This is a genomic window from Curtobacterium sp. PhB170 (genome assembly GCF_003752345.1).
GTDB lineage: Bacteria > Actinomycetota > Actinomycetes > Actinomycetales > Microbacteriaceae > Curtobacterium.
Genome location: NZ_RJUM01000011.1, coordinates 480,066 through 492,944, shown reverse-complemented (window position 1 = coordinate 492,944; position 12,879 = coordinate 480,066). Strand labels below are relative to the sequence as shown.

Below are 12,879 nucleotides of genomic sequence, written 5' to 3'. Positions count from 1 at the left end.
CGCTGACGACGTGGCGGACCGAGCAGAGCAGCAGGAAGAGCGACTCGTGGCAGCGGTCGACTCGTTCCTCGGGCACGCTCGACACGCCAGGGGGCTCAGCGAACAGACGCTCCGCGCGTACGCGAACGACCTCGACCAGTTCGTCGGGTTCGCCGCGCGACGCGGCGCCGTCAGCATCGACGGGGTCGACCTCGAACTGCTCCGTGACTGGTTGTGGGAAGCCGACCAGCGGGGGCTCGCACGGTCGACGATCGCCCGCCGATCGTCGTCGGTGCGGGCGTTCACCCGGTGGGCGAGCGAGACCGGGGTGACCGCGACGGACGCCGGTGTGCGGCTCCGTGCGCCGAAGGGCGGCGCGCACCTGCCGCGGGTGGTGTCGGCCGACCAGGTCCGTGGGTTGCTCGAAGGCCTCGCGGCCCGTGCAGCGACCGACGATCCCGGTGCGCTGCGGGACCTGGCGCTCGTGGAGCTGCTGTACGCCGCGGCCATCCGGGTGAGCGAGCTCGTTGGCATCGACGTCGCCGATGTCGATCGCGGGCGGCTCACGGTCCGCGTGCTCGGGAAGGGCGGGAAGGAGCGGGTCGTGCCGTTCGGCGTCCCGGCCCGTGACGCACTCGAGGCGTGGACGTCACGGGGACGTCCGACCCTCGCGGCGCGGGCCGACGTACCGAGCACGGCACTGTTCCTCGGCGACCAGGGTGGCCGGCTCGGGGTGCGGAGTGCGTACCGCGTGGTGGCTCGGCTGCTCGGGGACCTTCCCGGCGAAGGGCCGAGCGGACCGCACACCTTCCGGCACACCGCGGCGACGCACCTGCTCGACGGGGGAGCGGACCTGCGGGCGGTCCAGGAACTGCTCGGGCACGCGAGCCTCGGGACGACGCAGATCTACACGCACGTGTCCTCGGCACGGCTGCGCGAGGTCTACCGGACGGCCCACCCGCGCGCCTGACGGCGCGACCGCCGGACCGCCGCCGTGCCCCGCGAGCGACCGTCGGACCGGCTCCGAGCGACCGCCGGGCCGGCACCGCGCACTCGTGCGGCTGCGCGGCGCCGGAACGTTGGAACGGGGCGATCGTGTGACGTCGCACGCCGCACGTCGCACGTCGCACGTCGCACGTCGCACGTCGCACGTCGCACGTCGCACGTCGAAGTTGCCCGTCGCCCGTCGCCCACCGCTCGTCGCCGTCGCTCACCCCGGCCAAGCGGACTCCGGCAACAGGACGGGCCACTCGGCCGCGGGAAGGTACGACGTCGGGTCCACGTAGCGGCCGTCGACCCGCGCGCCGAGGTGCAGACACGGTGCCGAGGCCGGGCAGTGCCCCACGGACACCCGGCCGACCGGATCACCCTGTCGCACGTCGTCCCCAGCAGCGACGAGTGGCTGCACTGAGTCGAAGGTGCTGACGAGCCCGCCGCCGTGGTCGACCGTCACGACGCTCCTGCCGCCCACCGGTCCGGCGAACGCCACCGTGCCGTCGTCGACCGCCGCCGCAGTCGTGCCGAGCGGCGCCGGGACGTCGATTCCGCGGTGACCGGCGGCGTAGTCGTCGGACGGCGGTTCCCACCCGCGCTCGACCACCTGCGTGTCGGTCGGCCAGACCCACGGCTCATCAGCACGAGTCGCCGCCGTGCGATCCCGGTGGTCGTGCACGTCCTCCGGCGCGGGCCCAGGTGCGGGCAACGACGCGGTGGCCGCGCCGAGCATCCCGATCACCACCACCATCGCGACGACCGGGGGGAGCCGAGTGCCGGAGCCGGGGAACAGGACCATGCCGCCACCCTGTCCGGCCCGGACCCGCCACACGACCGAGGTGAGGCGGCCCGTGGAGGGTGGGGCGGGCCTCCCGGCCTGTGGAGGGACGATGCGACCGCAACGAGCGACGTCCTCGATGTCGCACGACATCGACGGTGTCGTTCCGAGTCGAGGCGACACCCCGACCCGACCGACCCACGCCGACACCCGCACCCGGTTATGACCACATCCACCACGAGGAGTACAGTCGGGGCCGCTCCGGACCACGCAACGCCGCACGGACGGCGAACGAGCCGACCGCCGGGGCACCGTGCCCACAGCAGCACGGCCGGCAGAACCCAGGAGCATCGTGTCCAACACAGCCACCGGGCACGGCGAGGACCGTGCGTTCAAGGGGAAGGTCACCGCGTTCGCCATCGCAGCAGCGGTGGGCGGTTTCCTCTTCGGCTTCGACTCGTCGGTCATCAACGGCGCCGTCGAGGCCATCAAGGGCGAGTTCGGCCTGTCCGAGGCGGCGAGCGGTTTCGCCGTCGCGTCCGCCCTCATCGGCTGTGCGTTCGGCGCCTACTTCGCCGGTCGACTCGCTGACCGCTGGGGCCGCACCCGGGTGATGTTCTGGGCCGCAGTGCTGTTCCTGGTGAGCTCGATCGGCTCCGGCTTCGCGTTCGCCACGTGGGACTTCGTCCTGTGGCGTCTCGTCGGCGGCCTCGGCATCGGTACGGCCTCGGTGATCGCGCCGGCGTACATCTCCGAGGTGTCGCCGAAGGCGATCCGCGGACGCCTGGCCTCGTTCCAGCAGCTCGCCATCACGCTCGGTATCTTCGCCGCGCTGCTGTCCGACCAGTTCTTCGCCGTCACCGCCGGTGGCGCCTCCGAGGTCGTCCTCGGCCTGCCGGCCTGGCGCTGGATGTTCCTGGTCGGCGTGATCCCGTCGGTGGTCTACGGCATCCTGGCGATCACGCTGCCGGAGTCGCCGCGGTACCTGCTCGCCAAGGGGCGGACGGAGGACGCCCGCGCGGTCATGACGAAGATCGTCCCGCGCGACACGGTGAACACGAGCCTGGAGGAGATCCAGGACGGCATCAAGAAGGAAGCCAACGAGAAGAAGGGCTCCATCCGGGGCAACCGCTTCGGTCTGCAGCCAATCGTCTGGGTCGGCATCATCCTGGCCGTGCTGCAGCAGTTCGTCGGGATCAACGTGATCTTCTACTACTCGACGACGCTGTGGCAGGCGGTCGGGTTCAAGGAGAGCGACTCGTTCCTCATCTCCACGATCACGTCGGTGGTCAACGTCGCCGTGACCTTCATCGCGATCTTCCTGGTCGACAAGGTCGGTCGGAAGCCGCTGCTCGTCACCGGTTCCGCCGGCATGTTCGTGTCGCTGGCGATGGTCGCGATCGCGTTCTCGCAGTCGACGATCGTGGACGGCAACCCGAGCCTGCCCGGCTCGTGGGGCGTCATCGCCCTCATCTTCGCGAACCTGTTCGTCGTGTCGTTCGGCGCGACGTGGGGTCCGCTCATGTGGGTGCTGCTCGGCGAGATGTTCCCGAACCGCATCCGCGCCACGGCGCTCGGCATCGGCTCGGCCGCCAACTGGGTCGCGAACTTCATCGTCACGATCACCTTCCCGGTGCTGTCCGGCTTCAACTTGACGGTCACGTACGGCATCTACGCGCTGTTCGCGCTCATCTCGTTCTTCTTCGTCATCGCGAAGATCCCCGAGACCAAGGGCCGCTCGCTCGAGGAGATGGGCATCTCCGCCGAGGGCGACACCGTGAACGCGAAGGCGTGACCAGACGCGCCTGACACACCCAGAACACCGGGCAGGAGGCCCGGATCACGTCAGCCGGTCGGCGCGCGTGATCCGGGCCTCCTGTCTGCTAGCATTTCTCCAGCAGTGCGCTGATGCGCGCTGACTTCGCGTGTCCACAGGGTCGTCAACGGTTCGCCGTCTCCGGCCCGGCACCCGACCACCGGTCCCGCTCTCACGAGCGGGCGGTCGCGTGCCAGGACACCAGGGATCACGACCTCCGGTCGTGCTCGACACAACCGCAACAGGGGCACAGCACAGCTGCGCTCCGAGAACACAGAAGGAGGACGGCACATGGCCGTCGTCACCATCCGCCAGCTGCTCGACAGCGGCGTCCACTTCGGACACCAGACCCGTCGGTGGAACCCGAAGGTGAAGCGCTTCATCCTCGCCGAGCGCTCGGGCATCCACATCATCGACCTGCAGCAGTCGCTGGCCTTCATCGACCGCGCGTACGACTTCGTCAAGGAGACGGTCGCGCACGGTGGCACGATCCTCTTCGTGGGCACCAAGAAGCAGGCACAGGGCTCCATCGCCGAGCAGGCGACCCGCGTCGGCCAGCCGTACGTCAACCAGCGTTGGCTCGGCGGTCTGCTCACGAACTTCCAGACGGTCTCCAAGCGCCTCGCGCGCATGAAGGAGCTCGAGGAGATCGACTTCGACGACACGACGAAGGGCTTCACCAAGAAGGAGCTCCTCATCAAGAAGCGCGAGCTGGACAAGCTCCACAAGACCCTCGGTGGTATCCGCAACCTCACGCGGACCCCGAGCGCGCTCTGGATCGTCGACACCAAGAAGGAGCACCTCGCCGTCGACGAGGCGCAGAAGCTCGGTATCCCGATCATCGGCATCCTCGACACCAACTGCGACCCCGACGAGATCACGTACCCGATCCCGGGCAACGACGACGCGATCCGCTCCGTCGGTCTCCTCACCCGCATCGTCGCCGACGCCGCGGCTGAGGGCCTGAAGACCCGCCACAACGGTGGCGACGACGAAGAGGCCGCAGAGCCCCTCGCCGAGTGGGAGCAGGAGCTCCTCGGTGGCGACGCCGCGACGCCGTCTGCCGACGCCGCTCCCGAGGGTGCGACCGTCGAGGAGAACAACGCTGACGCGCAGGTCGCCGCGAAGGAGATCGGCGAGCCGATCGCCGACGACGCGAAGAACGCGGAGCCGACGGCCGAGGCCGAGGCAGCCGCGGAGACCACCCCCGCCGAGTGACCTGTCGCAGGCGCCGGATCCGATCGGGTCCGGCGCCTGCTTCACCACTCTCCACACACGTACCGTCCAGAAAGGACAGTCAATGGCAAACTTCACCGCTGCTGACGTGAAGAAGCTCCGCGAGGACCTCGGCGCCGGCATGATGGACGCGAAGAACGCGCTCGTCGAGGCCGACGGCGACTACGACAAGGCCGTCGAGCTGCTCCGCATCAAGGGTGCGAAGGCCGTCGCCAAGCGCGACGACCGTGCCACCTCCGAGGGCGTCGTCGTCGCGAGCTCCGAGAACGGCGCCGCCACGGTCGTCGAGCTCGCGAGCGAGACCGACTTCGTCGCGAAGAACGAGAAGTTCACGACGCTGGCCGACAAGGTGCTCGGGGCCGTCGCGGCCGCCGGTGCAGCTGACGTCGCCGCCGCGAACGCCGCCCCCGTCGACGGCAAGACCGTCCTCGAGGTCGTCAACGAGTCGGCCGCCGCACTGGGCGAGAAGCTCGAGGTCCGCACGGTCCGCCGTGTCGAGGGTTCGGCCTTCGAGATCTACCTGCACAAGACCAGCCAGGACCTGCCGCCGCAGATCGCCGTCGTCATCGCGTACGAGGGTGACAACGCTGCCGAGGCCCGCTCGATCGCCCAGCACGTCGCGTTCGCGAACCCGACGTACCTGACCCGCGACGAGGTCCCGGCCGACGAGATCGCCAAGGAGCGTGCCACCGTCGAGGCGATCACGCGCGAGGAGGGCAAGCCCGAGGCTGCGCTCCCCAAGATCGTCGAGGGTCGGGTGAACGCCTACATCAAGCAGGTGTCGCTCCTCGACCAGGACTACGCGAAGGACAACAAGATCTCCGTCGCGAAGGCCGCCGAGAACGCCGGCATCACGATCCAGGGCTTCGCCCGCGTCAAGGTCGGCGCGTAACGAACCCGTGACGGGGTCAGGAACCAACCAGGTTCCTGGCCCCGTTTTTCGCGCCTCCGGGCGCGACACACACGCGACACATCCGCGAGTACATTTCCACGAGACCACGACGAAGGGTGCGATCAGATGACCGACGAGAAGACCGGACGACGCCGCGTACTGCTGAAGCTGTCGGGAGAGGCCTTCGGGGCCGGATCGCTCGGCGTGAACCCTGACGTGATCGGGGCCATCGCCAAGGAGATCGCTGTCGCCGCGCGCGAGGTCGAGATCGCGATCGTCGTCGGCGGGGGCAACTTCTTCCGCGGCGCCGAGCTCTCGCAGCGCGGGATGGACCGCGGCCGCGCCGACTACATGGGCATGCTCGGCACCGTGATGAACGCGCTCGCGCTGCAGGACTTCCTCGAGCAGGCCGGGGCCGCCACGCGCGTGCAGTCGGCCATCGCGATGACCCAGGTCGCCGAACCGTACATCCCGCGGCGCGCCGAGCGGCACCTCGAGAAGGGCCGCGTCGTCATCTTCGGCGCCGGCGCCGGCCTGCCGTACTTCTCGACCGACACGGTGGCCGCGCAGCGAGCACTCGAGATCAAGGCCGACGAGGTCCTCGTCGCCAAGAACGGTGTCGATGGCGTGTACACGGCGGACCCGAAGAAGGACGCCACGGCCGAGAAGCTGCACCACGTGACCTACCAGGACGCGCTCCTGAAGGGCCTGAAGGTCGTCGACGCCACCGCGTTCTCGCTCTGCATGGACAACGGCATGCCGATGCACGTCTTCGGGATGGAGGGCGAGGGCAACGTCCAGGCCGCCATCCGTGGGGAGCGCATCGGCACGGTGGTCAGCAACTGACCCGCACCGCTGACTAGACTCGACGCCAGTACCGAAGGAGTAACACCGTGATCAGTGATGTCCTGACCGAAGCCACCGAGAAGATGGCGAAGGCTGTCGAGGTCGCCAAGGACGACTTCTCGACCGTCCGCACCGGCCGCATCAACGCGGCGCTCTTCCAGAAGATCCCGGTCGAGTACTACGGCACGCCGACGCCGCTCGCGCAGCTCGCGTCGCTGCAGACGCCCGAGGCCCGCACGCTCATCGTGACGCCGTACGACAAGACGGCGCTCAAGGAGATCGAGCGCGCCATCGCGACCTTCCCGAACCTCGGCGCCAGCCCGACGAACGACGGTGACATCGTCCGCGTGACGATCCCGGAGCTCACCAAGGACCGCCGCAAGGAGTTCGTCAAGCTCGTGCGGACGAAGGGTGAGGACCACAAGGTCGTCATCCGGAACATCCGCCGCAAGGCCAAGGACGACCTCGACGCACTCAAGGGTGAGATCTCGGACGACGAGATCTCGCGCGGCGACAAGGACCTCGAGGCCCTGACGAAGAAGCACGTCGACCAGATCGACGAGTCGCTGAAGAAGAAGGAAGCCGAACTCCTCGAGGTCTGATGCGCCGCCCGGACCAGGGCGGTGAACGCCCCACAGCAGAGCACGGACCCGACCAGACCGGGCCCGTGAAGAAGGGGCTCCGCCAGGACTTCGATGCGCGTGCCCGAGCGGCCCGCACCGACTTCGAGGCGCAGCTCCGGCAGCGCAAGGCCGACTTCGGTGCGCGCAACGAGGCCCTGACGGCGCGGACCGGGCGCAACCTGCCGGCGGCGATCGGCATCGCGCTCGCGTTCGCCGTGGTCATGCTCGGCACGCTCCTCATCTGGCCGCCGTCGTTCATGGTCGTGGCGGCGTTCCTGCTCGGCGTGGGCGTCTACGAGCTGACGAGCGCCATGCGCTTCGCCGGCCGTGACGTCCCGCGGATCCCGAGCGTCGCCGTCGCGATCGCGATCGTGCCGGCGGCGTTCCTGCTCGGGCAGGTCGCGGCACTGTTCACGCTGCTCGGTGGCATCGTCCTGATCAGCCTCTGGCGTCTGGTCGAGGTCGCGGTCTCGCGGCAGAAGCCATCGGCGGGCGACGTGTTCCGCGACGTCACGAACGGCCTGTTCGTGCAGGCGTACATCTCGTTGCTCGGCGCCTGTGTCGTCCTGCTCTCCGCGCAGTCGCAGGGCAACCTCTGGGTGATCGGTTTCATCCTCGTCGTCGTCGCTGTCGACACCGGTGCCTACGCCACCGGGTTGAACCTCGGCAAGCACCCGATGGCGCCGCGGATCAGCCCGAAGAAGACGTGGGAGGGCTTCGCCGGATCGGTCGCAGCGAGCATCATCGTCGGCATCCTGGTCGCCTGGCTCATGCTCGGTCTGCCGTGGTGGACCGGCGTCGTGCTCGGCGTGCTGATCTCCGGGTCGGCGACCCTGGGCGACCTCACCGAGTCGATGATCAAGCGCGACCTCGGCATCAAGGACATCTCGTCCTTCCTGCCCGGGCACGGCGGACTGCTCGACCGCATCGACAGCATCCTGCCGTCGGCCGCCGTCGCCTACGTGCTGTACCTGATCGTCAACCACTGACCGACCTCGTCGGCCCAGCCTGAGCGCCGCCCTCAGCGCGTCCAGGTTGTGCCACGGGTCGGGACTGGCAGAATGACGCCGTGGCCACCACCTTCCCGACCGCAGCTCGCTCCGCCCTCGGATACGACGTCGACGAAGTCGAGCGTTTCCTCGAGGACGCCCGTCGTGCGTACTCCGCAGACGACAGCGCCCCCGGCATCGAGGCTGCGAAGATCCGCGCCACCGCGTTCTCGATGCGCAAGGGCGGCTACTCCACCTCGCACGTCGACGCAGCGCTGGAGCGCCTCGAGGACGCCTTCGCGGCCCGGGAGCGTGAGCGGGAGATCGGCGACGCCGGGCAGAAGGCCTGGTACGCCGAGGCCCGCACGAAGGCCTCCGACGTCGTGGCCCGCCTCGAGCGCCCGGACGGTCAGCGGTTCAGTCGGGTCAGCGTGCTCGGTACGGGCTACCACCCGAAGGACGTCGACGCGTTCGCGGCCCGCCTCGGCGGCTACTTCCGCGAGGGCAAACCGCTGAGCCTCACCGAGGTGCGGTCCATCGTGTTCCGCCCGAAGCACGGGGGCTACCGCGAGGGCCAGGTCGACGCCCTGCTCGATGCCGTCGTCGAGGTCATGCTCGCCGTCCGCTGACGACGCGCTGCACCCAGGTGCTTCGCTTTCCGTGATCGTTCCGTTACCCTGGTGCTACTCATGGGCAGGCACACGGCAGACCACAGCTCCGACCGCGATCTCCGCGAGCACCTGAGCCTCCAGGCTTCGGGTGAGCGCCGCGCGGCACTGAACCGAACCCGTACGGCAGACACCTCGGTGCTCCAGGCGAACCCGCAGGTCCTGCCGGAGACCGGTCCGGTCGCGACGCCGAAGTCCGTCGCAGCGAACCGCGTGTCCGACGAACGCATCGCCGCGTTCGCGCACGAGGCCCCCGCGGCCCGGGTCGACCCGCGCGCCGCGAAGCAGCAGAACGCGACGGCTATCCAGCGCACCGCGACGGCGCAGCAGCCGACCCGTGGCGCAGCCGCCGCGGTCAACGCCTTCGCACGGAAGCGTTCCTCGGTCCCGGCGTTCTCGTTCGTCGGGGTCTTCCTCTTCGTCGGGGCGTCGCTCTTCAATCCGCTCCAGGCCGACGTCGCGCAGGCCGCGGTCGACACCCCGGTGCTCGTGAAGACACCGCAGGCCCCACAGCAGTACACCGCGCACGGCACCTACGGCGACGCCGCTGCCGACCGTGACGGCTACGGCGTGACCGTGCCAGCGCCCAAGGTCGTCAAGCCCGTCGTCGAGGAAGAAGCCGACGACGCCACCACCGACGAGACGACCGACGCCTCCGCGGCCGAGACCGACAGCGTCTCTGCCGCGAACACGCTGGCCGCCGTGGCCGCGACCCCCGACGCGGGCAGCGCACAGGCCATCGCCCTGCAGCTCGTCACGGCCCGGGGCTGGGGCACCGACCAGTACAACTGCCTCGTCTCGCTGTGGAACAAGGAGTCCGGCTGGCGGGTGAACGCCTACAACCCCAGCGGTGCGTACGGCATCCCGCAGGCGCTCCCGGGCAGCAAGATGGCGACCGCCGGTGCCGACTGGCAGACGAACCCCGCGACGCAGATCACGTGGGGTCTCAACTACATCGCCGGTGTCTACGGCACGCCCTGCGGCGCCTGGGGCCACAGCCAGGCGAACAACTGGTACTGATCGGCAGTTGGGGTGCCGCGCAGCAACCGGCCGCGGCGTCCCCGTGGTCGCGACGTCGAGCCTGACGAGGACACCGGCCTCGATCGGCTGATGAGCTCGTGGAAGCGCACCGAGGTGCGTCGCGGGCGGGAGTACCTCGTCCAGCCCGTCTCCGCGGCGTCGGCGCAGAAGGAGTACGTCTGCCCCGGGTGCGGCGGTACGGTCCTGCCCGGCACCGCACACGTGGTGGTCTGGCGTTCCGACGGGGTCCTCGGCGACGCTGCTGACCTGGCATCACGCCGACACTGGCACAACCACTGCTGGAGCATCGCATGACCGACGACGGCGAGATCCGATCCGCCACGCAGCTGCCCGCTCGCCGCACCGACGTCGAGCTCGTCACCGACGACCACCTCACCCTGGTCGGGGAGCTCGCCGAACCGGAGGCGCGCCCGGCACGGGGAACCGTCGTGACGCTGCACCCGCTGCCGACCGCGCACGGCTTCATGGACTCGCACGTGCTCAAGAAGGCCGCCGCGCGTCTGCCGGCCCTGGCGGACATCGCGGTCCTGCGCTTCAACTTCCGGTCGGTGACGTCACCACGCGGCACGTCCGAGGGTGTGTTCGGCGAGGGCGTCTCCGAGGGCTTCGACCTGCGCGCCGCCGTCGCCGAGGTGGTCGACCGTGGTCTGCCGACGCCGTGGTTGGTCGGATGGTCCTTCGGTACCGAGGTGATCCTCAAGCACGCGCTGGAACACGTCGAGGCCGGCACCGTGGCGGGCGTGGTCCTGCTCTCGCCGCCGCTGCACCGCACCACGGAGGACGAGCTCGCGCGCTGGGCAGCCGTGGACGTCCCGGTGGTGGCCCTGGTGCCCGAGCACGACGACTTCCTGCAGCCCGACGAAGCGATCGCCCGGTTCGCCGTCGCCCCGAACGTCCGGGTCGTCCCGATCGAGGGAGCGAAGCACCTGTGGGTGGGGGAGCGGTACGTCCGGATCGTCCTCGACGCCGTCGCCGACCTCGTCGTGCCGGGCAGCGCGCCGCTGCCGACGCACTGGCCGGTCTGACGGCACTCGCCGGTCCGACGCACGGTGCGTGCCCACCTCGGTGCGGTGGGCCGACCGGGAGGCGCGACCCGCGCCTCCTGGTCGGCTCGCGTCAGCGTTCGGTCGGGTCCACTGCGTCGTCGCCTGCTCCGGGAGCGGTGCCGGGTGCGGTCCCCAGCAGGCCGGTCGCGTGCGTGAGCACGCCGCGCAGGTTCTCCAGGTAGCCCGCAACGGCCTCGCGCTCGGTGCGGATCGCCGACAGCCGGTCCTCGGCCTCGGCGGTGATGGCAGCCGTGCGCTCCTCGGCATCGGAGACCATGCGGTGCACGCGGTCCTGGGCGTCCGCGACGATGGTGCGGGCGTGCTCCTGCGCGTCGGCGGTGCTGGTGCGCTCGAGGTCGTCGGCTTCCTGCTGGAGCCGTTCGGCGCGCTCACGGGCCTCGGTGGCACGGCGCGTGGCCTCGGCGAGCTGCAGGTTCGCCTCGTCGAGGTACTTCTGCGTCTCGGTGACGGTCTCGTGGTGCTTCTGCAGGTAGTCCTGCTCGGCGTCGTCCCGGCGTGAGGCGAGCTCGGACTCGAGCGTCGTGCGGGCCTCGTCGCGCTCGCGGGCGACCTCGGCTCGGGCCTCGTCACGTTCCTTGGCCAGGTCGGCGCGGGCCGTGTCGATCTCCTGACGGAGGGCGGTGCGCTCGGACTCGAGCGTGTCGAGCTCGGCGGATCGGCGGTCGGCGATCTCGGTGTCGACCTCGGCGTGCTCGCGTTCGCGGCGGGCAGCCAGGGTGTTCTCGTGCTCGCGGTCCGCGCGTTCGGCGGCGGCATCGGCCTCGGCGCGCTCCCGCTCGATGCGGGTGTCGTGCTCCTCGAGCTCGCGTGCGATGCGGTCGGCGGTCTCCTGCACGAGCCGCTCGTTCTCGACGCGCGTCTGTTCCTCGTCGACGCGCAGCTGCGCACGCAACGCCTCGGCTTCCTGTGCCAGGGCGGTGCGCGCCGAGGCGAGCTCCCGGTCCCACTCGGCACGGGCAGCGGCGAGTTCCTCGTCCACGACACGGCGGCGGTCGGCGAACTCGCCGTCGATCTCGGCGCGGCGTCGGTCGACCTCGGCCTGCAGCTCGGCGCGGCCGGTCTCGATCGCCAGGGCGTGCGCCTGCTGCTGCTCGTCGCGCTCCCGGTGCCACGCAGCACGCCCCTCGGCGACCTCGCGCTCGAGTGCCTGACGGCGGGTGGACTCCTCGTGGTCGAGGTCCTCGACCCGGCGGGCGTGGTCGGCCTCGAACACCGAGCGGCGGTGCTCGGTTTCGCGGTCGAGGTCGGCTGCTGCGGTGCGGGAGTCGGCCGACTCGCGCTGGGCGATCTCGCGCAGCTCGGCGACCTCGTGCTCGACCTGTGCGCGCAGGGCGTTCGTCTCGCGGATGGCGACGGAGCGGACCTCGGCGGCCTCGGTCACCGCGGCACCCCGGATGGCCGCGGCCTCGTTGCGGGCGTCCTGGGTCAGCAGGCCGGCTTCGGCACGGGCACGCTCGACGGTGTCGGCGGCCTCGGCACGAGCACGGGTGAGTTCGTTGGTGGAGCGGGTGCGGGCGTCCTCGAGGGTGTCGCGGGCTTCTTCCTGTGCCTCGCGCACGGTGCGGTCGGCCTCGGCCCGGCTCGACGCCCGCAGGCGCTGTGCGTCGATGTCCGCCTGGCTGATGAGGCGGGTGGACTGCTCCTCCGCCACGCGCAGGGTGGACTCGAGTCGCGTACCCAGGCCGCTGTAGGTGGGGGTGCCGGCCTCGTCGAGCTCGCCCTGGAGCTCGGACACGCGGGACTGCAGGAGACGGATCTCCTTCGCGGCGTCGGCACGGTCGGTGTTCGACTTGATGAGCTCGCGGCGCAGGTCGTTCAGCGAACGGTCGACGTCATCGCGGCGGTACCCGCGCAGCTCGGTCCCGAACTCGGCCTCGTCGTTCGCCACGTGTCGCTCCCAGGTGCTCGGCGGAGGGCCCGATCCGGCCCGCGGTCGAGTGTAGTGGTGGCC

Annotated in this window: 13 protein-coding genes; 11 read left to right on the top strand and 2 right to left on the bottom strand. The window is 70.4% G+C overall.

Translation table 11 applies throughout. The annotated features are described in order from the left end of the window. The first annotated feature begins 10 nt into the window (after nt 1-10). Nucleotides 11-949, top strand: coding sequence for a tyrosine recombinase XerC (locus EDF40_RS13060; protein WP_123339827.1), 939 nt, complete (start codon nt 11-13; stop codon nt 947-949). A 240-nt stretch (nt 950-1,189) separates the two neighbouring features. On the opposite strand, the gene EDF40_RS19250 is transcribed toward EDF40_RS13060, so the two are convergent. Then, nucleotides 1,190-1,771 (bottom strand): murein hydrolase activator EnvC, encoded by a 582-nt coding sequence (locus EDF40_RS19250; RefSeq protein ID WP_185003036.1) that lies wholly within the window; start codon nt 1,769-1,771, stop codon nt 1,190-1,192. Nucleotides 1,772-2,102: 331 nt separating this feature from the next. Here EDF40_RS19250 and EDF40_RS13045 point away from each other — a divergent pair, with 331 nt between their 5' ends. The 10 genes from EDF40_RS13045 to EDF40_RS13000 all read left to right on the top strand — a co-directional run bounded on the left by EDF40_RS13045 (nt 2,103) and on the right by EDF40_RS13000 (nt 10,886). After that, the gene (locus EDF40_RS13045; RefSeq protein WP_111086085.1) at nt 2,103-3,545 is read left to right on the top strand and encodes a sugar porter family MFS transporter; all 1,443 of its coding nucleotides are present in this window, start codon (nt 2,103-2,105) and stop codon (nt 3,543-3,545) included. A gap of 312 nt (nt 3,546-3,857) precedes the next feature. Further along, nucleotides 3,858-4,784, top strand: coding sequence for a 30S ribosomal protein S2 (rpsB, locus tag EDF40_RS13040; RefSeq protein ID WP_111086086.1), 927 nt, complete (start codon nt 3,858-3,860; stop codon nt 4,782-4,784). Between the two features lie 82 nt (nt 4,785-4,866). Then, nucleotides 4,867-5,694 (top strand): translation elongation factor Ts, encoded by an 828-nt coding sequence (gene tsf / locus EDF40_RS13035; RefSeq protein ID WP_111086087.1) that lies wholly within the window; start codon nt 4,867-4,869, stop codon nt 5,692-5,694. Between the two features lie 126 nt (nt 5,695-5,820). Next, complete coding sequence (pyrH, locus tag EDF40_RS13030; protein ID WP_123339825.1) at nt 5,821-6,540, top strand: UMP kinase; 720 nt, start codon at nt 5,821-5,823, stop codon at nt 6,538-6,540. Nucleotides 6,541-6,587: 47 nt separating this feature from the next. Then, nucleotides 6,588-7,142, top strand: a complete 555-nt coding sequence (gene frr / locus EDF40_RS13025) for a ribosome recycling factor (RefSeq protein ID WP_111086089.1) — start codon at nt 6,588-6,590, stop codon at nt 7,140-7,142. Between the two features lie 65 nt (nt 7,143-7,207). Then, nucleotides 7,208-8,152, top strand: coding sequence for a phosphatidate cytidylyltransferase (locus EDF40_RS13020; RefSeq protein ID WP_123339920.1), 945 nt, complete (start codon nt 7,208-7,210; stop codon nt 8,150-8,152). Nucleotides 8,153-8,232: 80 nt separating this feature from the next. Next, on the top strand, nt 8,233-8,781 hold the full coding sequence (locus tag EDF40_RS13015; protein WP_123339824.1) for a DivIVA domain-containing protein: 549 nt from the start codon (nt 8,233-8,235) through the stop codon (nt 8,779-8,781). A gap of 60 nt (nt 8,782-8,841) precedes the next feature. Continuing rightward, nucleotides 8,842-9,840: a lytic transglycosylase domain-containing protein gene (locus EDF40_RS19540; protein ID WP_260212886.1), complete on the top strand. Its 999-nt coding sequence runs from the start codon at nt 8,842-8,844 to the stop codon at nt 9,838-9,840. A 12-nt stretch (nt 9,841-9,852) separates the two neighbouring features. After that, nucleotides 9,853-10,155 carry a hypothetical protein gene (locus EDF40_RS13005; protein WP_235035894.1) on the top strand — a complete coding sequence of 101 codons (303 nt, stop codon included), beginning with the start codon at nt 9,853-9,855 and terminating at the stop codon, nt 10,153-10,155. Continuing rightward, a complete protein-coding gene (locus tag EDF40_RS13000) occupies nt 10,152-10,886 on the top strand; it encodes an alpha/beta hydrolase (RefSeq protein WP_123339823.1) in 735 nt (244 codons plus the stop codon). The genes EDF40_RS13005 and EDF40_RS13000 overlap by 4 nt, the downstream gene beginning before the upstream one ends. A 91-nt stretch (nt 10,887-10,977) precedes the next feature. Here the strand turns inward: EDF40_RS13000 and EDF40_RS12995 are convergent, their stop codons facing one another. Beyond that, a complete protein-coding gene (locus EDF40_RS12995) occupies nt 10,978-12,816 on the bottom strand; it encodes a hypothetical protein (RefSeq protein ID WP_123339822.1) in 1,839 nt (612 codons plus the stop codon). Between the last annotated feature and the right edge of the window lie 63 nt (nt 12,817-12,879).